Source organism: Komagataeibacter nataicola (assembly GCF_003207795.1).
In the GTDB taxonomy this organism is placed as follows: Bacteria; Pseudomonadota; Alphaproteobacteria; order Acetobacterales; family Acetobacteraceae; genus Komagataeibacter; species Komagataeibacter nataicola.
Genome location: NZ_NIRT01000036.1, coordinates 1 through 19,672, shown reverse-complemented (window position 1 = coordinate 19,672; position 19,672 = coordinate 1). Strand labels below are relative to the sequence as shown.

Genomic DNA, 19,672 nt, shown 5'->3' with positions numbered 1-19,672 from the left:
TTTAGTCAAGCGATTTGTGAGCTATGCACACTCATGCATCCCCGATGACGTCCTTTTTGACGCGCTGTAGCATGAGCTTCAAATGTGTCTCTGCCTCGTCCCGAGGCATAGACCGAAACGCATAGAGAAGAAGGGCCTCCTCATCGTTTTGGGCCTCGGCCTTCCGCATGTCTCCAACTCCTGACGTCAGCCAGTCGAGGGATATTCCAAATTCACTGCACATTCTGATGAGTAGCTCCCGTCCAGGTTGCTCATCACCATTTTCGATTTTGGATAAATAAGAACGCGAAATAGACAGCCCAGATACAAAATCGGCCTGTTTCATTTGCATCTCTTTACGCAGCTCACGAATGCGCTGTCCGATGGTTTTCTTAGATTCCATGTGAATGAGTATGCCCACTAGGCACAATCCATGTGTGAGCTTGGCGCACGCACGCGCTTGACATATGAATGTGAGTTATGCTCACTCTCTAGCATGGATGTACGGAATATCATTCGGGCGGCAGGTGGCCCTTCTCGTATCGGAGAGGCCATCGGGAAAACCCATTCGGCGGTATGCCGCTGGAAAAAGGTTCCCAGCGTGCATGTACTGACCGTAGCTAGCTTGTCAGGCATATCACCGCACGCGATTCGTCCGGATGTGTTTGGCCCCGAGCCACAGCAGCACGCACAAGCACTGACAGCCCCATGTCGGGAACTGCCCGCCAGACATACTGGACAGCGGGGGGCAGCATGAGAACACACTTCCCTGCCTTGGCCTGTGCGTGGCGGTCATGCTGTTCCCTACCGGATGCGATGCGACCAGAGCCACTTGCCCAGACTGGGAATAGCGCCGCCGCTTGCGGGATCAGTCGCAGATGTGACCTGTCGGTATTTGACGATCTGCGTTTTCTGGTCAGAGGCACGTCGGATATTGATATCGATCACCACGGTCACGCGCTGATTGACGACGTAAGTGAACGATTCAACGGTGCCGACACTTGTTTCTGGTCCGTTCTGATCTTCATACTCGACGACGAGATTGCACGGAGAGATCGGGATCAAGATCGTGTCACGGGATGGTTCCCGACGACGATTGTTGGGCAATTCGATGTCATCACCAGCGTATTTGGGCTCACGTGGACACAAAGGGGCTTTTTCGTCCAGATAGGCACACAAGTCCTGTATTTCCTCCCCTGTTTCAGGATCATAGGCATCAAGGATGCGGTCAGCGCGAAACGTGCGCTGCGTATTCCGCAGGTGGCAGAAAGCCATCAGATAGAGTGGCACAACAACGTGCTTCGGCGTCCATCCCAGCGTGTACGACAGGACATCTATATTGCGGTCGGTCGGTATTCCACTTCCGCCCAGATAGCTGATGTGCAGGGGAATACGGACGCTATCCTTGCCACCTGCTCCGATTGCGAGATTGTCGACAACTCCATCAGTGTACCGGCCCAGTATGGCGTTCTGGGGCAGTTTCTGAATGCCACCTGCTGCGCTTTGGGGACGGTTGTTAGGCGTGCCATCGGTCCCGGCAGTTTTGCGTCGCCCGAACATATTGATGCACAGACACACCAGTACGAAGGCGCAAAACGCAAACAGCAGAATCAACGACAAACTATCACCATTCGTCACTTTCCCGATGGTTGCATGATAGGCGTCTTCTATCTTCCCCCAGATCCATGTGCCGACCAGCAGCACGATTACTATGCCGATCAGCGCGGGCATCGTCCTGCCCGCATAAGCATGGGTTTTGAGTACACGAGTTCCTCCATGGTGTGTGTTGCAACAACCATGGTGGACCAAGCGGGCCGGTCGGACAATCGGTCGGCCCGCAAGGGTGCCTATGCGCCTGCAGGCCAGACATATGCACCGAGGGTTCCCGCTTATGCGGTCGAGCCGGTGCGTGCCCCGTTCCCCTCCACAATCTGAACTGGAAGCAAACCCGATGGGCAAGAAAGACGATTTCTGGCTGAACCCGAAGACCAGGCGCGCGCAGTGCCTTGAGATGGCCATCAGACACGCGGATGCGGCCTGCATCCAGTATGACGCTGACGACATCATCGAACATGCAGACGCGTTTGGGGATTACATCCTGACTGGCGAAGTGGCTGCTGTGGATGATGAGCCTGCAGCAGCAGCTGATGTGGGCGTCCTGAATGCTCGGATTATTGGTGGTAGGTTCCGCGTACCCGAGGCCATGCTGCGGGCGGCTACGGCAGCGAAGGCCCCCTATGACGCCGATGGGGAAAAGCGGAAAGTCGAAGAAGCTCTGGCGAAGGCAGCCATGCTCGGCCTGAAAGTGAAGCGTATCGTCATTGAAAATGGCTTTCTGGGCGCTGGATGGGATTTTCCCCCCAATAAAAACCCATTCGAGACGTTTGCCCTGCAGATTGCTTGTGACGGTATCACGCGGGAGATGCGCAATCTTTACTGCCGTGGGTGGCTCTGCGTTGTCCATTATGACCGGCACGACTTCCCGTGCGTGTCGTGGCGCCCCGCCACGGCTGCTACAGCCTGATGACCCGCCGTTCACCCACTGCCATGACCGGCAGCGCAACCTGCCAGCGGATCGAGGGAGATGTGCGTCATGGCGTGCAGCCCGCGTTCTGCGGGCGGCCTGCGTGCGTGCGTCGTGTGTGGTGTGGTGAGCATGCGGCGCGCGTGTTTGCGGCCCCTGTTGGCGATGCCGGTCAGGACGTGCCTGCACAGGATGAGGTGTCAGCATGAAGCAGGCATCATCAGGTCTGTCGCAGCGCATGCCCCGTCCGTCACCCGCGATGGCTGGGGCACGCGCTGCTGCATATAGACCTCTCTCCTACCCGAACCAGTTCTCACTCGCTGCTGAGAGAGATCATGGAGGAAAAGGGTGGGAAAGAATTGGTCAATTTTTACTCAAAAGATTCATTTCATGACGGCCGCCGTTTACCGCGACACGGTCCGGGGCGTGCTGATGCGCCAGTACGGGCGGATCCGTAACGGCGCCAAGCTGCTTGCCGGCCGGATCGATACCAGCCCGCGCACCGTGCGCAACTGGCTGGATGGTGTCTCCGCCCCGCGTGGCGAAGAACTGATGAAACTGATGATCGAGTGCGACGAGCTGCGCGACGAAATTTTCCGTCTGGTGGATGAAGGCAAGCAACAATGCCCAAACGAATAAAACTGCCACGGGGCATCTCTTTCGACTTTGGGCGCGGCTTTGGCCTGCGGCTGGACCGTGGCAGCTGCTTCCCATCCCTGAGCCTGTTCCTGACCCGGATCTATGCGCTGCCTGACGGCCTGACTGGCATTGTCACGCATTTCACGGCGAACCGGCAGGCATTGCGCCAGGCGCTGGATGAACTGGAGCGCATGCGCGCTCGGTGCGCTGACTGCCCTCATGAATGCACGCCCCAGAACAAGGAAGGTGATGCATGACCTGCCTGCCTACAGTTGCCGATTTTGATGCCGGTGCCGTGCCAGCCTGGACACTGATCCGCACCATGCCTGCCGAGGCGCGTGGCGTGGCGCATTCGCTGTTCGACACGCTCAAGGCCAACCGGATGGTGGTGATGCGCAGTGGCACGCACATGCTGTCCGATGACGAGATCGCGGCCTTCATATGCGAGACACCGGCAACGCTGGCCCGTACGCTGCCCCTGATTGAGCAATGGGGATTCGCCGCGCGGGATGATGAGGGCGCGCTATACAGCCCCCACCTGCTGCAGCGCGAGATACGGCGGCAGGAGCGTGCGCGAAAGCGTGCCGAGCGTGAGGAGAACCTGCGCCGGTTCGAGGCCGCCCAGGCGGCGGGTATCATCCCGGCTGATGACACGCTCAAAGCCCAACAGGCACGCAAAAACGGTATGCTAGGAGGACGCAGGCGCAACGGCGAAACGAAAGAGGAAGCCCGCGCGCGCCGCCTACGTGCCGCAGAAGAGGTGCAACGCCAGCGCAACATCCCCCTGATGGTTTCGCTACCGTCTGTTCAATCGGGGGAAACCGAAAACCGAAACCCAAACCGAAATCGGTTTTCGGTTTCCCCCGGTTCGGTTTCCCCGGTGGGTTCTTCGGTTTCGTTAGGTATAGATATAGACTTAGATAATAATCCTATTTCTGCACCTACACCTGACGAAACCGATCAAACCGAAAACCCGGCATCTGCATCGAAGGCACCTGTCTCCCAGGCAGTCCTGACCGACACGGTCGAAAGGGTGATGGAGATAGCGGATTTCACCGAAGGGAAGCGGCAGCAATACCCGGCAATCCGCAAATGGCTATCCGAAGGGTGCCCGCCCCATGTGCTGATTGGAGCTGTAAGGGCGCACAAGCAGGTTCTGACCGCACGCCCTAACCACATGGGTGCTTTTCAGGGGCCAATCCGGGCCGCGTGGGAGCAATATCAGGTTCAGGCCCCGGATCCGATTCCTACCCCGGCCATGCAGGACTGGGAGAAACGGGCGCGGGCGGATCTGGTCGAGGATCACCGGGCATGGTCTGCGCTGATGCAGGAACTGGGGGATTACGGTCGCGCCAAGCAGCAATGGGCCGATATGGCAGCCAAGCTCGGCCGCCCCACCACGGAACTGACCCTCGAGGCCTATCTGGCCGCGTACCGCCCGCAGGACGTGGCGGCATGAAAAGGCGTTGGCACTACTCGCTGACTAGCAAGAGCCATATCCGCCTGTTTCATTCATCTCATACGTTTCCGATCTTTGGAAACAATGCATAATTTTTCAAAATCGTTGTTAAAATTTCTCTTCAGGCTGCAACCTCGGTCGGCACGCCTGCCACGCCGACAGGCACCTCGGCATGTGCGGACTGATCTGCAAGAAGTTCCATCGCTGCGAGACAGATAGCACTAAAGCCACAAAAGAGACCTTCATATCCCGCTACAATTGTCAGGATCGGCTGTTCAAAGATTTCCGCACAGCCTAGCAGGACAAACAACAGCGTCAGAGTGGCAAACACCACTTGGTGCATACGCGAGGCGCGAAGTGTTCCGATCGTCATGATAGCGGTGAACAGGCCCCACATTAGCAGGTAACTGCCCATCAGGGCGGGCGAAGATGCAGGCGCAAGCCCCCAGTGGGGCAGGAACAACAGTACGACAAGCGACAGCCAGAACGCGCCATAGGACATAAACGCTGTCATGCCAAAGGTATTGCTGTTTGCATATTCCAGAAGGCCCGCGACAAATTGCGTTGCGCCCCCAAACACCAGGCCCATTGCAAGAATGGCTGCGCCCATCGGGACGATATGGGCGTTATGCAGGTTAAGCAGGACAGTCGTCATACCAAACCCCATCAGCCCAAGCGGGCCCGGATCGGCTTTAGTCGAATTGTGGGTCATGCCGCGTTTCCATTCCCTGGTAGATAAATCATGACAAAACATGTCACGGGGCAGTGTCTGCGGCATATTAAAATATGGCTTAAAAAGCTCTGCAAAAACCCCGGTATACGGTACACCATGCAAACAATTATTATCGATTTAAAAGAGTAGCCTAAGAAAAAATACGCAAAATATCTGCACAACTTTAAACCAGTGCGACCTACATCTTCAATCAAATGCCACGACCATGAATGAGATGCCCGATGAACTGACGAAGCGTCCCTAAAAGCTAAATGGCTACTGACCTATGTAAAAAACGCGGTTATAATAATGCTACTTCCCGGCCGCTGATCGATCCTGCCTGCTCCCCGGTGTTGCAGGTTCCGCAAAGAGACGATGACGTCGGGAGACCTGTTTACTGAAAGGCCCCGCGTGTCTGTCGCCGCCCTTTCCCGTCGTCGGGTACCATCGCCCGTTCAGTCTACATTCCGGCCCGCTTTCAAGCCGTCGGAAACACGTATCGCCCACCATGACCTTGCGCTGGTGGATGTTGCGCTCACCAAGAAATCCCGTCCTGTCGAAGTCTGGCGCCGGTGCGCCGGGCTGTATGGCCTGCTGCGCTCGCGCGCGATTACCGAGGGGCAGGTCAGTGCTGCCCAGTTCTGGGCAACCGATTACGAAATCGGCGTGCTGGGTGGAACCGATCCCGAAATGGAACACGGTGCAAAACGGGGGGATATTCATGATGCCATGATCGGGCGCATGGGGTCCGCCGCACGCCGCGACTACATCCGCCAGCGCATTGGGGCGCGTGGAGAGCAGTTGCTGGTGCTGCTGATGATTGAGGGGCTTTCCCTCAATGACATCGCCAGCCATTTGCACCAGGACAAGCGCAACACCTCTGGCGCGCTATGTTTCCTGCTGGAGCAGTTGACCGAGCATTATGACGGGATGCCGGGGCCTTTATGGAAAGGTTGACGTGCCACCGCTTTTAAGTCATTTATGGCAAACTATCGTTATGCGTGGGTCCAGAGAATGGACGCCACGCTTTTTTTATGCCCGCTCGGGCGCTCCCAACATAGAGCCATCAGATGGAAGAACAGCTGCCGACCCTGTCGCGCGGCGATATTGTCGTGCGCGGTCACCGGCACGGCGTTGTCGTGACCACGACTGAATCGCGCCTGCTTCTTGTGCCGCTGGAATGGAACCCCTTCCCGCGCCACCGCGCGGATATCGGGATCGGCACGCTGGCTGCCCAAGTGCTTTACCATGATGCAGTCGCTCGCTGCTGGGACAGCCACTGGGTGCGACGTGGTGGACAGCGCTTTGCCGGGCGGATGCTGCCCAAGGCCATGGAAGACATTCTCGCCGCCATCAGGCGTGAGGCACTGGCTCGCGAGAGTGAGCGGATGCCTGCCGGTCTGGTCAAATCGACGCTGGCCTTCGGGCCGATGATGGGCAGTCGCGGGCGGCGCGTTGGCGCGCCTTCTCTGGGATGAGCACAGGGGACAATGCCCCCCTGATGCCGCGTATAGCGACAGCATAAATTGTCATGAAAACGAAGGCCGTCGGTGTTCGCGCACCAACGGCCTTCTATTCCACCCCCTGTACGGACCAGAGGATGCAACTGTCAGATTTTATCTCACTGACTCCATTGGTACAAGCGATGAATGACCTGAGCGCGTGGCGCTTTATGGTGATTGCAGCACTCGTGTTCGCGTGGATCTGCTCCAGGCCAGCAATCGCCTATTTTCACTCTCGCAATCAGCGGCTGCCCAATCGGCAAGGTGCTGTTTCCGAGAGGGGCAAGGCATCAACGAAATGAATCTCCATTCGATGGAAATACATGGTCACCTACCGTCCATCGTATGGTGGGCCGTCGCCGTTGCAATCGTGGTGATTTCCCTGAGCATAATGCTGGGTGTGCTTGGCCATTATGGTGCTTACGGTAAGAGTAAATAATGACCGATCTGATCCATGAACTGAACGCAATGCCGATCATCCGGTTCTTAGATCTGCTCATTCTCGCGGGATGGATCGTGGCACAACCCATGCTGTGTGTTGCAGCATGGCGTGCCCGATAGCCGCAAGGATAACTCAAAGTTATCTGGCATGTCCTGATCTGGCATCCGCAAGATAACCCCTGACAGGGGCCTGATCGCCGCAAGATAACACCAGTTATCAAGCGGATTTCAGGGGGGCTTAACCACCCCGTTTCATAATGAAATCATATGGTTAGCGGAGACCGCGCCATGCCGTCCACTGATGAGGCCCCAAAAGCCCCTCAGAACTCGGCCGACAATCTGCTGATCAAGACATGGCTCCATAACCGTGGCGAGAACACCCGCCGGGCCTATGAGAGCGATGTCCGCGCCTTCCTTGCGCATGTGGGCAAGACCCTGCCGGAAGTGACTGCGCCCGACCTGCAGAACTGGTTCGACAGCCTGACGGGAGCCGATGCGACACGACGGCGCAAGCTGATGGCCGTCAAGTCGCTGCTGTCCTACGGCGCTGCCATGGAGATGCTGCCCCGCGATGTGGGGCCTGCCGTCCGCGTGCCGAAGATGCGCGACAGCCTGCATGAGCGGATCCTCACGCAGGAACAGGTGCGAAACCTCATTGATGGGGAAACGGACCCGCGCAGGCGCACCATGCTGCGCGTGCTGTATGCCACCGGCCTGCGCATATCCGAGCTTTGCGCCGTGCGGTGGAAAGACCTCAAGCGCCGCCAGCAAGGCGGCGTCGCCCATGTGTTTGGCAAGGGCGGCAAGAACAGAACCGTCGAGATCCCCGCCAAGGTGTGGAAGGAGATCGTGGCGCTGCGTGTTGATAGTCGGCCAGAAGCGCCGATGGTCCCCGGCCACGATGGCGGTCCGCTTAGCGTTGATGCGGTCCACCGCTCCGTTAAGCGGGCCGCGAAGCGTGCGGGCTTGCCAGAGCAGGTTTCCGCCCACTGGCTACGCCACGCGTACGCCAGCCACATGCAGGACAACGGCGCGCCGGCGCATGTGGTGCAGCAGCAGCTGGGCCACACATCGCTGGCCACCACAACACGATACAGCCACGCGCGCGAAGGCGCGGGCGCTGGGAAGTTTCTGGACCTGTAGCGCCACGCGCTCCGGTCCCCTCACCTGTGCATCAAGGAAGCCTCATGAAGCCGAGCCGCAAGCCGCGCCAGCCTGCAACGGACGTTACTGTCTGGGAACGCGCCGCCGCGCATTATCGTCGTATCGCGGGCCGTGACCGTCGGCCTGGCGTCCGCATTTGGGCCAGCGACCGCGCGGCAGAATGCGCGAGCAACATGCGTCGTGCGCAGCGGGAGGCCGCGTGATGGTGCCCGAAGGCTACATGCAGGATTCGGGCGGTCGCCTTGTGCCCCGTGACAAGGTCAAGCCTGAGCACCTTATGGTGGATGAGCTGGTGCGCGAGACGTTCACCGGCGCGGCTGAATTGCGAAAGGCGCTCAGTGGGTTTCGCATAAAAGCCTTCGAGGACATCCGCACCGTCCTGGCGCTCATTGCCGAGAAGTATGGCACCACCTATGGCGGCCAGAAGGGCAACATCACGCTGACCAGTTACGACGGGCTGAAGAAGATCACCATCGCGATGGGTGATTCCATTTCGTTTGGCCCGGAACTGCAGGCCGCCAAGTCGCTGATCGACAGCTGCTTGGGGCGCTGGTCCAAGGGCGCGGATGAGAACCTGCGCGTCATTGTGACGGACGCCTTCGAGGTCGGCAAAGAGGGCAAGATCCGCACGGACAAGATCCTCAGCCTGCGGCGGCTCAATATCGATGATGAGGAATGGCTCCGTGCCATGGGCGCCATTTCCGACAGCATCCGCATTGACGCGACCAAGGCTTACATCCGCTTTCATGAGCGCGAACGGCCGGAAGATGATTTCCGCCAGGTGCCTCTCGATATCGCGCGGGCCTGATCAACCCGTTCTTGACGGGTTCACGCAAATGATGGATTCGGTAGGCAGGCGCGCTACGGCATAGGGCGCGCTCTGCTCGATCACGCCCGGACTTAGTCCGGTCGGACGGTTTCCTTCGCTTCACAGATTTGGGGGCGAGGGCTGGTTTGCTGGACACAAACCAAACCGCGCAGCTGGCACTGCGCACGGGAAACCCCCGCCCCGGTTCCTGTGAAGGAACGGGCGTTCGAGTATCATTCATATGTCTGAGAGACAAATTCCGGCGACTCCCGTGTCGCCTGTTGCCCCCTATCTGGGTGGCAAACGCAACCTCGCATCCCGCGTTATCAAGCGAATTGCAGCGGTGCCTCACGACACATACGTCGAGCCGTTCATCGGCATGGGCGGCATCTTCCTGCGCAGGCCGTTCCGCGCGAAGGGCGAGGTGATCAACGACGTTTCCCGTGACGTCTCGAACCTGTTTCGCATCCTCCAGCGGCACTACGAGGCGCTGATGGACATGCTCAAGTACCAGCTGACCAGCCGGGACGAGTTCCAGCGCCTGCTGGACATGCAGGCGGACAGCCTGACCGATCTGGAGCGTGCGGCACGGTTCCTCTACCTGCAGCGCGTGCGGTTTGGTGGTCAGCCCCGGTCACGGACGTTTGGTGTGGCTGTTGCTGCATCGGCCCGTTTCGATGTGGGCAGGCTGGGGCCGCTGCTTGACGAGGTGCACCAGCGACTGTCCGGCGTGGTCATCGAATGCCTGCCCTATGAGCAGCTGATCACCAGGTACGACCGGCCGCGTACGCTGTTCTACCTCGATCCGCCTTACTGGGGATGTGAGGACGATTACGGGAAGAGCATTTTCTCGCCCAAGGACTTTGGCCGGATCGCTGACCTGCTGGGCAGCCTGAAAGGCCGCTTCATCATGTCGATCAATGACGTGCCGGAAATCCGGGAGATTTTCGGTCGTTTCCAGATCGAGGAAGTCATGACCACCTATTCGGTCGGGCTGAAAAAGAAACCGGCAGCCGAGCTGCTGATCTCGTCGGTCTGACCCTATCCATTTCGGGAAATCCTTAATGCACCCCACCCACCATGTGCACATCAGCACGGACTTCATGTTCGTGTGCCTGCTGTTCGTTGTCGCTGTCATTGCCATCTTCGCCTGGCTGTCCTGGTCGAAGCGGCAGGACAGCATCCGGAAGGCCCTGATCACCCAGGAGCATGAAGAACGGATGGCGCGGATCCAACGGGAGCATGATGCCCAGATTACCCGGCGTGTCATGGACAATACGACGCAGACACGGCCGGTGGCTTGCGGCCCGAGCAGGGCATCAGTCCCGGCGGCACGACCGATAGCATCCAGCGGATACGGTTCCATGAATGCAGGCCCCAGCCCCAGCGCACCGGTCGTCGTGAACACCGGAGCATCGCGCGGATCTGACAACAGCTTCATGGAAGGCGCGCTACTGGGCGGCATTGCCGGATCGATGATCGGCGGCCGTGACCATGACACTGTCATCGAGCGCGAGGTCAGCGCGCCTTCCCCGGCGCCTGATCCTTTTGCGGGAAGTGGTAGCGATGCCGGTTCCAGCGGTGGCGGGTTCGACTACAGCAGCGGCGGCAGCGATAGCGGTGGTGGCTTCGACTGCAGTAGCAGCGGCGGGTCCGATGGTGGCGGCTGCGACTTCTGACTATGGGTGACCTCAGCATCCAGCTGGATACGTCACGTATCCAGCGCGACCTGTCGGACATGCAGAAGCAGATCCCGTATGCCACGTCCGTCGCGGTGAACAGCCTGGCCTTCGATGCCATGCGGGAAGAGAACAGCGCGATGTCGGAAATATTCGACAACCCGCGTCCCTTCACCACGCGGGCAACGCAGGTGAACAAGGCGACCAAGCTCGACCCCACGGCAGTCGTATCGCTGCGGGACCAGCAAGCGAAATACCTGACACCGTATGAGACCGGCGGCGATCACTGGGTCGGTGCAAGGGATGGCACGGGTGACCTGCTCGTGCCTGTCGACGGCAGGACGGATGCGTATGGGCAGATCCCACGCGGGCTGATCAAGCGACTGCTGGCACGCCCTGATGTGTTCGCTGGCACTGTCCGTGGCATTCGTGGCATCTGGCAGCGCCCGACACGAGGCTCGCGTCGTGATGGCTCGCGGGGCACAAAGGGAGCGACGCACCTGAAACTGCTCTATATGTTTCGACCCAACAAGGCCGTGGACAGGCATCTCAACTTCGAGCAGCGCGCGACTGAGCTGGTCCAGCGCGAAGGCCCGAAGGCAATCGAGGCAGCGATCCTGAAGACCATCAGCACGGCGCGGTGACGCCCAGGCACCCGATGCGCGCGGGACGATCACCCTCCCCCTAGGGAATGCCTTGGGTCCTTCCTGCGACTTTTCGCATCGCGGGGTTGCGCGAGCTCGTACGATCTCTAGCTGAGATAAAATTTTCAGGTTGCAGTTGCAGTTGCACTTTCCGTGAAAAAATCCTCGATCAGCCAGAGTGAAGCCGCGCGCCGCGCAGGCGTAAGCCGTGCGGCAATTCAAAAACATCTAGCGTCTGGCAGGATTATTTCAGACGGCAAGCGCGTGGATGTCGCGTCTTTAGAAGAATGGATTGCTGAGCGCACGGATCTGCAACCTGACCTGCAACCAGAGGTGCAACCCGGGTTGCAGGTTGCAGATGGGGTTGCACCCATCAACGAACTGCGACCGGACCTGATACCGGACGAAGCGTGTCAGCAGATCGAGAAAGGACTGGCTCCCTATACTACGCAGGAAGCCAACCGGATTGAGAAAAATTACAAGGCGCTGATGCGCAAGCTGGAATACGACCTGAAAGCTGGAAAGGTCGTTGAAAGCTCCAAGGTAGTCGAGACCGTAAGCGAGGAATACGCCCGCGTGCGTACTAAGCTGCTCGCCATGGCTGCCGAGAAAGCCCCGTCCCTGCACCGCTGCAAGACAGTGGCCGAAGTGCAGGACCGCCTGACCACGCTCGTGACACGCGTCCTGGAAGAACTGACTGCGGATGGAGATCCTGCCACCGGGTAGCAGCCTGTATGCGCGTGGGCTGCAACTGTTCCGGACCGAACTGGCGCGCGTGCGCCGGGAGACACTCAAGCCGCCACCGCGCCTGACCCTGAGCCAGTGGGCGGCGAAATATGCCGTCCTCTCGCGGGAGTCCAGCGCGGAGACAGGCCGCTTCGAAGCCTTCGCCTACCAGATTGGCATGATGGATGCGTTCACGGAACCGACCGTCGAACGGATCTACGTCAAGAAGTCCGCCCGCGTCGGCTACACCAAGATCCTCGACCACGCTGTCGGCTATTACCTGCAGCAGGATCCCTGCCCGATCCTGCTGGTGCAGCCACGCGAGACGGATGCCGAGGACTACAGCAAAAGCGAAATCGCCCCCATGCTGCGGGACACGCCAGTCCTCGCAGCCCTCACGGGCGACCCGAAATCGCGCACGTCCGCCCAGACGCTGCTCAAGAAAACCCTGCTGAACGGGTCATCCCTGACCCTGGTCGGTGCGAACAGTCCGGGCGGTTTCCGCCGTATCACGGCCCGTATCGTTCTGTTCGATGAGGTGGACGGCTACCCGGTCAACGGCGCGGGCAGCGAGGGTGACCAGATCGCGCTGGGCGCCAAGCGCTCGGAGACATTCTGGAACCGCAAGATCGCGGCAGGTTCCACCCCGACCATCGCGGGGCTGAGCCGGATCGAGGATCTGTATGAGCGCGGCGACCAGCGGCGCTATTACGTGCCCTGCCCCCATTGCGGGGAAAAGCAGCCTCTCGAATGGGGCGGACCGGACACGCCCCACGGCATCAAGTGGGACAAGGATAAGGACGGCAACCACCTGCCGGAAACGGCCCACTATGTGTGCCGGCACAACGGTTGCATCATCGAGGAGGCCGACAAGCCCGGCATGATCGATGCCGGGGAATGGGTGGCGCATGCCCCCTTCAAGGGCATTGCATCCTTCCACATCTGGGCAGGCTACTCCCTGTTCCCCAACGCCAGCTGGTCCAAGCTGGTCTCGGAATGGCTGGACGTCAAAAGCGATCCGCTCAAGCGCCAGACCTTTATTAACCTGGTGCTGGGAGAGGCCTACGAGGACCGGGGCGACGGCGCGCTGAACGAAATCAGCCTGGCCGCCCGCGTGGAGACATGGGATGGCGAGGTGCCCGACGGGGTCGCCATCCTCACGGCCGGCGGCGACACCCAAGACGATCGCGTCGAGCTCGAGATCGTCGGCTGGGGCCGTAATGAGGAACGCTGGTCCATCGCCCACATCGTGATCGAGGGCGACCCGGATGGCCCTGAACTGTGGGACCGGGTAGACGCGGTCCTCAAGCGGCAATGGTATCGCGCCGATGGCCGCCCGTTCAGCGTGTCCGCTGCCTGCATCGATTCAGGCGGTCACCATACGCAGAAGGTCTATGAGTTCTGCCGCGCCCGCCTGGGCCGCAAGATATGGGCCGTGAAGGGCGAGTCAGCGCGCGGCGGTGCCAGATCCCCTGTCTGGCCGACAAAGCGCCCCAGCGCACGCAACAAGGCCGCATTCCGGCCAGTCATCATCGGGGTCAATGCGGCAAAGGACGTGATCCGCAGCCGCCTGCACCTGCCCCAGCCGGAACCCGGCGAGCCGTCACCGGGCTACATGCATTTCCCGGCTGACCGCGACATCAACTACTTCGCCCAGATGGTGGCCGAACGATCCGTGCGAAAGACCAAGGGCGGCCAGACATATCGCGTCTGGGAGAAGATCCCCGGCCGCGCAAACGAGGCGCTCGATCTCGCGGTCTACAGCTACGCCGCCCTGTGCGGCCTGCTGTATCTCGGCCTGCGTCTGAACAAGAAGGCCGATGACATAGCGGCGGAAAAGGTCGAGCACCCCCCGCCGCCTGCAGCCGAGCCGGTGCAGGAAGATGGCAGCCCCCTGCATGACGGCATGGCGGTGCAGTCACTCACCGTCACGCGCCGGGATCCGCAGTCAACTGACGGATCCAAACGCAAACGATCATGGGCGGAACGCCTGCCCTGATCAGGTCAAAAGGAGATGCCCCTGTATGATGGGCAGTCCCTATCCCTTCCTGCCGCAGGCCACCTACAACCCTGCGACAAGCATTCTCGCAGGCATGTCCCAGGCCCAGTTGCAGGCGGCGCTCAACACCGCGCAGCAGACCCTCATAGCCCTCCAGTCCGGCCAGAAGGTGGTAACGGTCAGCTATGCTCAGGGCGATGGCAGCCGGTCGGTCACCTATAACCAGGCCTCCCTGTCCGGCCTGACCATGCTGATCCAGCAACTGCAGCGCCAGCTAGGCATCCCCGGCGTGCGGCGCAGGGCACTGAGGCCCGTATTCTGATGGGCGTTGGTGATTTCATCCGCAGGGTGGCATCGCCTCTGGTTCCGAAAACTGGCTCCGGCAGGCGTATCCTCAATGCCCTGACCTCTCCGTTCGGCACACCGTATGACGCGGCCGACATGTATGGCCAGCGCATGCAGGGCTGGCAGCCTTATCTGGGCTCGGCCGATACGGAATTAAGCCCCTATCGTGACCGGATCGTCAGCCGCGTGCGCGACCTGGTCCGCAATGATGGCTGGGCGGCAGGCGCAGTTACACGGACACTGGACAATGCCATCGGCGTCAAGCTTCGCCCCATATCGAAGCCTGACTACCGCGCCCTCGCCCGCCTGAGCGGCAACACCGCTTTCGATGCGGTCTGGGCAGCGGAATATGCCAAGGCGGTGGACGCGCACTGGCGCAACTGGGCAGATGATCCGCTGCGCTACAACGACACCGAGCGCATGCTGACATTCGGCCAGCAGATGCATCTGGCTTTCCGCCATCTGATCGTGGACGGCGATGCACTGGCATTGCTGCCATGGATGGAGGACCGCGTCGGCCTTGGCACCGCGCAGTATGCCACGACCGTCCAGATCATCGATCCCGATCGCCTGAGCAACCCGCAGCAGACCTTCGACCTCAAGAACCTGCGCAACGGGGTAGAGATCGATCCCGCCAGTGGCGCGCCCATCGCCTACTGGATCCGCAAGGCCCATCAGGCCGACTGGTACAGCGCGGCCGACACGGTCGTATGGGACCGCTACGAGCGGGAGACGAAATGGGGCCGCCCCAACGTGGTGCACATGTTCGAGCACCATCGCGGCGCCCAGCATCGCGGTGGTGCCGGCATCCTCACACCCGTCCTGCAGCGCCTGAAAATGCTGATCAAATATGACGGGACGGAACTGGATGCCGCGATCATCAACGCCACGTTCGCGGCATACATCGAAAGCCCGTTCGATCCTGCCATGACGGCCGAGGGGCTGGAAGGTGGCGACGAGCAGCTTGCCTACTACCAGGACCAGCGCATCGCCTTCCACCAGCACCGGAACATCTCGCTTGCAGGCTCCCGCATGCCGATCCTGTTCCCGGGCGAGAAGATCAACACCGTCTCGGCAGCGCGCCCGGCCAGCAACTTCCGCGACTTCGAGCGCGCGGTGCTGAACAACGTCGCCAGCGGCGCAGGCCTCTCGCCCATGCAGGTCAGCAATGACTGGTCGGACGTGAACTATTCGTCCGCTCGTGGCTCGCTGCTGGAGGCGTGGAAGACCATGAAGCGCCGGCGCGACGATTTCAGCATCGGCTTCCCCACGCTGATCCGTCTGGCGTGGCTGGAAGAGTCCATGGATGAGGATGACCTGCCGCTGCCACGCGGCGCGCCGCCATTCATTCAGGCACGCGCCGCCTACGCCCGCGCCATCTGGCTTGGCCCCGGCCGTGGCTGGATCGACCCGGTGGCAGAAAAGCAGGGCGCCGTGCTGGGCATGGATGCCGGCCTCTCCACCCTTGAGACCGAATGCGCGGAAAACGAGGGCGCTGACTGGGAAGAAACCCTCGATCAGCGCGCCATCGAAGTGCAGGCGTTCAAGGCACGCAACCTGCCCACCCCGGAATGGGCGGGGCAGAACCTTGCATCGAAAACCGACAGGAAACCGGAAGCAGAATGAAGAGCCTCGCGCTTGCCCAGCGGATGCTGGGCCGCCCGCTCGCCCTGACGCCTGACCGCATGGAGGTCGTGCGTCACCTGCTGGCCCACGGGTCCGACGACATGAGCATGTTCGGCCCCATTCAGGAAAAGGAAGATCGTGACCCTGTCCTGGGTAGCGTGATTTCCGATGTAGCCGTCATCCCCGTTTCCGGCGTGCTCCTGCCAGGCGAAAGCCCCGGCTGGTGGTGGAGCGGGGCGACATTCTACGAGGACATCAACGTGTCCTTCCAGCAGGCCATCAATGACCCGACCATCAAGGCCGTCGTGTTCCTGATCGACAGCCCCGGCGGAACGGTGGCGGGCTGCTTCGACCTGGCCGATCGTATTTACGAGGGGCGCGGCTCCAAGCCGATCATCGCCATCGTGAACGAGAGCGCCTACTCCGCCGCCTACGCCCTCGCCAGTTCGGCCGACACGATCATCGTGCCGCGCACCGGCGGGGTCGGCTCCATCGGTGTTGTCGGCATGCATGTCGATATCACCGGGGCGCTGGACCAAGCCGGCATCAAGGTCACGACCTTCCAGTTCGGCGACCAGAAAACAGATTCCTATCCCACGACGATCATGTCCGAAGAGGCTGCAAAGCGCTTCCAGTCCGACATTGACGCGATGGGTGAACTGTTCGTCGCCACGGTTGCACGCAACCGCGACATTCCGGCCGCCCGTGTGCGTGACACACAGGCCGGAACCTTCCTCGGCCAGCGCGGCGTCGATGCCGGCCTGGCCGATGCCGTGATGGGAGCAGAGGCGGCATTCCGCGACCTGCTCAACACACTCGGCTGATTTCTCCCTTCTGGAGCAACTACATGTCCGCAAAGCGCAAACCCGGCGCCAGCGTCTTCGCGCACCTCAATCCCCGCGCGGAAGGTGACGACAAAGACGAGAACAAGCCCGCCGACGGCAAGAAAGCCGAGGGGGACGATACCGAGGAAGACCCCGAAGACGAGGGCACCGACGGCAAGAAGGCTGGCAAGAATGCCAGCAAGAAGGCCGAGGACACCGACAGCGACGACACGTCCGCCGAGGATGGCGACGACGAGAGCGACAAGGAAGACGAAAAGGACGATGCCAAGGCATCCGCCCGCGCGCGTGAGCGCGGCCGCTGCGCCGCCATCTTCCAGTCGCCGTCCGCTGCCGTGAACCCGGCTGCCGCTGCCGAGTTGGCGTTCGGCACCAGCCTGCCGCGCAGCAAGGCCATTGGCATTCTGGATGCCACGGTCGCGGCCATGCCCAAGCCCGCGCCGCAGGCCTCGGTCCAGCGTGAGACCTCCCTGCGCCAGCGCATGCGCGGCAATGCCGTGGCGCCCGCCACGCAGGATGGCACGGAAAACCAGAACCGCCCCGGCGCGCGCCTCAGGAATGCCCTGCGCCATGTGCGCGGCGATCGATAAGGAGAACGGCTGATGTCCGGTTCCCTCAGCAGCTACGGGTTCTATCCGCAGGCCCGCTCGACCCTCTTCGTCCCCGACCAGTTGGTCGCGGGCAACATGAAGCTGGTCACGCGTAACGTGACCTTTGGCGCCAGCCAGACCCTGCCGCGTGGCGCGGTTGTCGGCCGCGTGACCGCCACGGGCGAGTTCATCCTGTCCGTTGCCACCGCAACGGATGGCAGTGAAACGCCCTGCGGCATCGTGGTGGATGCCGTAGAAACGGCAGCCGGTGCCACCCAGACCGGGGCCATCTACGAGATGGGCGAGTTCAACTCGAACTACATGACGTTCGACGCGAGCTGGACCCTCGATACCCTGACGCAGGCACTGCGCCAGTGGGCCATCTTCATCAAGACGGGCCTCTCGAACGACATCGTCTGATCGTTCGCTCTTCCATACAGATCAAGGATTACACCGTGGCAGGTTCTGTTACCGGTAGTGCTGGCGTTCAGGGTTCCCTGAACGCCATGCTTGGCGCGTACGATATCGCCGAGCTGGTTTACTTCGTGCGTAACCTCAAGACGGCCCAGAGCTTCCTGCTCGACCACATGTTCCCCAACATCGTGGAATCGGATGCCCCGGAAGTGGCGATCGATGTCGATGTCGGTAAGCGCCGCCTGGCCCCCTTCTGCTCCCCGCTGGTCGAAGGCAAGCTGGTGGAAAGCCGCCAGTGGCAGACCAACCTGTTCAAGCCGGCCTACATCAAGGACTGGCGCAACCCCGATCTGCTCAAGCCCGTGCGGCGTGCGATCGGCGAGCGCCTGATGGGCGGCATGTCACCTGCCGAGCGCCTCGAGGCCAACCTTGCCTGGGAGATGGCCGACCAGGTGGACATGATCCTGCGCCGGCAGGAATGGATGGCCGCCAATGCGCTGGTCAGCGGCAAGATCACCGTTGTGGGCGAGGGTTACCCCGATCCGATCGTGGTGGATTTCCAGCGCGATCCAGCCCTGACCGTGGCGCTGACCGGTGCTGCCCAGTGGGGCCAGACCGGCGTTTACCCGTCCGACTACATCACCGCCTGGGCCGCGCTGACGCTCCAGAAATCCGGTGCCGCGCCCACCGAGATCATCTTCACGAATTCCACCTGGAACGCGTTCAAGAATGATCCCAAGGTGCTGAACGCCATCGTGTGGCCCGGCCGCACCGGTGATTCCACTGCCGACCTGGGCGGCCGCGTCGTGCAGGGTGCGATGTATATGGGCCGCTGGGGTCAGTTCGACCTCTACCTTTACAACGACTGGTACGTCGATCCGGTGACCGATGTCGAGGAACCGATGATCGCGGATGGCACCGTCATCCTCGGTGGCCCCGGCGTCGAGGGCACGCGCGCCTACGGCCTGATCATGGACCCCGCGTTCAATTACGGCCCGCTCGCCTACGCCCCGAAGCTCTGGTACAAGGAGAACCCGGCGACCATCAACCTGCTGATGCAGTCGGCTCCCCTTGTCATCCCCTCGCGAGTCAACGCCTGCATGGCGGCCACCGTCATGGCAGCCGGCGCTGACGTCCCCTCCCCGACCCTGTGAGGCTGACACATGGCTGAAGCAAAGAAGACCGACGGGACCGAGGTCATCACCCTGATCCCGGTTTATCCCGAAGCCGGCAAGGCGCCCTATCCGATCGGCACCAAGCTCCGGGTTGCCATCGAGACGGCAGCCTTCTGGAAGGCGCGCGGCATCGCGCGCTTTGCAAATGACCCGCGCGAGAACCTGGCAACCGTGTCCGCAGGCATTGCCGACCGGGTCAAGCACGCCCCGCTGCCGCCTGCTCCCGTCATGACGCCCCCGCCCGCGTCCATGCAGCAGGCGTTCACGCCCCCGGCTGCGTGAGCATCGATTTCGGGCAACTCGTCCTAGCAGCCTGTCGGGTTGGGGTACCCTGTGAAGGGGTAAGGCTGTAGAGTGTCGCGATGAGCCGCTTCATCCCGTTTGACCGATCCCAGCCGTATCTT

At 61.1% G+C, this 19,672-nt stretch carries 26 protein-coding genes; 23 read left to right on the top strand and 3 right to left on the bottom strand.

The annotated features are described in order from the left end of the window. Positions 1–31 precede the first annotated feature (31 nt). Complete coding sequence (locus CDI09_RS14635; RefSeq protein WP_078527825.1) at positions 32–382, bottom strand: helix-turn-helix domain-containing protein; 351 nt, start codon at positions 380–382, stop codon at positions 32–34. A 401-nt stretch (positions 383–783) separates the two neighbouring features. Continuing rightward, positions 784–1,710 (bottom strand): WYL domain-containing protein, encoded by a 927-nt coding sequence (locus tag CDI09_RS14625; protein WP_078525165.1) that lies wholly within the window; start codon positions 1,708–1,710, stop codon positions 784–786. Between the two features lie 220 nt (positions 1,711–1,930). Here CDI09_RS14625 and CDI09_RS14620 point away from each other — a divergent pair, with 220 nt between their 5' ends. The 5 genes from CDI09_RS14620 to CDI09_RS14600 all read left to right on the top strand — a co-directional run bounded on the left by CDI09_RS14620 (position 1,931) and on the right by CDI09_RS14600 (position 4,601). Beyond that, positions 1,931–2,503: a hypothetical protein gene (locus CDI09_RS14620; RefSeq protein ID WP_078525167.1), complete on the top strand. Its 573-nt coding sequence runs from the start codon at positions 1,931–1,933 to the stop codon at positions 2,501–2,503. Beyond that, complete coding sequence (locus CDI09_RS14615) at positions 2,503–2,712, top strand: hypothetical protein (protein ID WP_078525169.1); 210 nt, start codon at positions 2,503–2,505, stop codon at positions 2,710–2,712. The genes CDI09_RS14620 and CDI09_RS14615 overlap by 1 nt, the downstream gene beginning before the upstream one ends. A gap of 181 nt (positions 2,713–2,893) precedes the next feature. Continuing rightward, entirely contained in the window at positions 2,894–3,142 is a 249-nt protein-coding gene (locus tag CDI09_RS14610) for a hypothetical protein (RefSeq protein ID WP_078525171.1), read from the top strand. Beyond that, positions 3,127–3,399, top strand: a complete 273-nt coding sequence (locus CDI09_RS14605) for a hypothetical protein (RefSeq protein WP_078525173.1) — start codon at positions 3,127–3,129, stop codon at positions 3,397–3,399. Before CDI09_RS14610 ends, CDI09_RS14605 begins: the two co-directional genes overlap by 16 nt. After that, positions 3,396–4,601, top strand: a complete 1,206-nt coding sequence (locus tag CDI09_RS14600; protein ID WP_078525175.1) for a hypothetical protein — start codon at positions 3,396–3,398, stop codon at positions 4,599–4,601. The genes CDI09_RS14605 and CDI09_RS14600 overlap by 4 nt, the downstream gene beginning before the upstream one ends. 121 nt (positions 4,602–4,722) lie before the next feature. On the opposite strand, the gene CDI09_RS14595 is transcribed toward CDI09_RS14600, so the two are convergent. After that, positions 4,723–5,313, bottom strand: coding sequence for an acetate uptake transporter (locus tag CDI09_RS14595; RefSeq protein ID WP_078525177.1), 591 nt, complete (start codon positions 5,311–5,313; stop codon positions 4,723–4,725). Between the two features lie 411 nt (positions 5,314–5,724). Between CDI09_RS14595 and CDI09_RS14590 the strand changes: the two genes are divergently transcribed. From CDI09_RS14590 to CDI09_RS14510, 18 genes are all read left to right on the top strand, one after another. Beyond that, positions 5,725–6,270, top strand: a complete 546-nt coding sequence (locus CDI09_RS14590) for a hypothetical protein (protein ID WP_236944649.1) — start codon at positions 5,725–5,727, stop codon at positions 6,268–6,270. Between the two features lie 113 nt (positions 6,271–6,383). Continuing rightward, on the top strand, positions 6,384–6,791 hold the full coding sequence (locus CDI09_RS14585) for a hypothetical protein (protein ID WP_078525181.1): 408 nt from the start codon (positions 6,384–6,386) through the stop codon (positions 6,789–6,791). Between the two features lie 53 nt (positions 6,792–6,844). Continuing rightward, complete coding sequence (locus CDI09_RS17820; protein ID WP_146220895.1) at positions 6,845–7,117, top strand: hypothetical protein; 273 nt, start codon at positions 6,845–6,847, stop codon at positions 7,115–7,117. Positions 7,118–7,253: 136 nt separating this feature from the next. Continuing rightward, positions 7,254–7,376 carry a hypothetical protein gene (locus tag CDI09_RS18875; protein WP_257788380.1) on the top strand — a complete coding sequence of 41 codons (123 nt, stop codon included), beginning with the start codon at positions 7,254–7,256 and terminating at the stop codon, positions 7,374–7,376. A gap of 147 nt (positions 7,377–7,523) precedes the next feature. Continuing rightward, positions 7,524–8,399 (top strand): tyrosine-type recombinase/integrase, encoded by an 876-nt coding sequence (locus CDI09_RS14580; protein ID WP_078525183.1) that lies wholly within the window; start codon positions 7,524–7,526, stop codon positions 8,397–8,399. 220 nt (positions 8,400–8,619) lie between these two features. Further along, the gene (locus tag CDI09_RS14570) at positions 8,620–9,228 is read left to right on the top strand and encodes a DUF3164 family protein (protein ID WP_078525187.1); all 609 of its coding nucleotides are present in this window, start codon (positions 8,620–8,622) and stop codon (positions 9,226–9,228) included. Between the two features lie 271 nt (positions 9,229–9,499). Further along, on the top strand, positions 9,500–10,267 hold the full coding sequence (locus CDI09_RS14565; RefSeq protein WP_249034035.1) for a DNA adenine methylase: 768 nt from the start codon (positions 9,500–9,502) through the stop codon (positions 10,265–10,267). A 25-nt stretch (positions 10,268–10,292) separates the two neighbouring features. After that, positions 10,293–10,907, top strand: a complete 615-nt coding sequence (locus CDI09_RS14560; RefSeq protein ID WP_078525191.1) for a hypothetical protein — start codon at positions 10,293–10,295, stop codon at positions 10,905–10,907. Between the two features lie 2 nt (positions 10,908–10,909). Continuing rightward, positions 10,910–11,551: a hypothetical protein gene (locus CDI09_RS14555; RefSeq protein WP_078525193.1), complete on the top strand. Its 642-nt coding sequence runs from the start codon at positions 10,910–10,912 to the stop codon at positions 11,549–11,551. A 153-nt stretch (positions 11,552–11,704) separates the two neighbouring features. Further along, a complete protein-coding gene (locus CDI09_RS14550; RefSeq protein ID WP_167370187.1) occupies positions 11,705–12,277 on the top strand; it encodes a MerR family transcriptional regulator in 573 nt (190 codons plus the stop codon). Then, positions 12,255–14,276: a phage terminase large subunit family protein gene (locus tag CDI09_RS14545; RefSeq protein WP_078525197.1), complete on the top strand. Its 2,022-nt coding sequence runs from the start codon at positions 12,255–12,257 to the stop codon at positions 14,274–14,276. The genes CDI09_RS14550 and CDI09_RS14545 overlap by 23 nt, the downstream gene beginning before the upstream one ends. A gap of 25 nt (positions 14,277–14,301) precedes the next feature. Continuing rightward, entirely contained in the window at positions 14,302–14,598 is a 297-nt protein-coding gene (gpW, locus tag CDI09_RS14540) for a gpW family head-tail joining protein (RefSeq protein WP_078525199.1), read from the top strand. Next, on the top strand, positions 14,598–16,247 hold the full coding sequence (locus tag CDI09_RS14535) for a phage portal protein (RefSeq protein ID WP_078525201.1): 1,650 nt from the start codon (positions 14,598–14,600) through the stop codon (positions 16,245–16,247). The genes gpW and CDI09_RS14535 overlap by 1 nt, the downstream gene beginning before the upstream one ends. Then, positions 16,244–17,071 carry a S49 family peptidase gene (locus CDI09_RS14530; protein ID WP_078525203.1) on the top strand — a complete coding sequence of 276 codons (828 nt, stop codon included), beginning with the start codon at positions 16,244–16,246 and terminating at the stop codon, positions 17,069–17,071. Before CDI09_RS14535 ends, CDI09_RS14530 begins: the two co-directional genes overlap by 4 nt. Before the next feature lie 23 nt (positions 17,072–17,094). Continuing rightward, positions 17,095–17,679: a hypothetical protein gene (locus tag CDI09_RS14525; RefSeq protein ID WP_078525205.1), complete on the top strand. Its 585-nt coding sequence runs from the start codon at positions 17,095–17,097 to the stop codon at positions 17,677–17,679. Between the two features lie 12 nt (positions 17,680–17,691). Beyond that, a complete protein-coding gene (locus CDI09_RS14520) occupies positions 17,692–18,099 on the top strand; it encodes a head decoration protein (RefSeq protein WP_078525207.1) in 408 nt (135 codons plus the stop codon). Positions 18,100–18,134: 35 nt separating this feature from the next. Further along, positions 18,135–19,247 (top strand): major capsid protein, encoded by a 1,113-nt coding sequence (locus CDI09_RS14515; RefSeq protein WP_306415912.1) that lies wholly within the window; start codon positions 18,135–18,137, stop codon positions 19,245–19,247. Between the two features lie 9 nt (positions 19,248–19,256). Beyond that, positions 19,257–19,550 (top strand): hypothetical protein, encoded by a 294-nt coding sequence (locus CDI09_RS14510; protein WP_078525211.1) that lies wholly within the window; start codon positions 19,257–19,259, stop codon positions 19,548–19,550. The last annotated feature ends 122 nt before the right edge of the window (positions 19,551–19,672 follow it).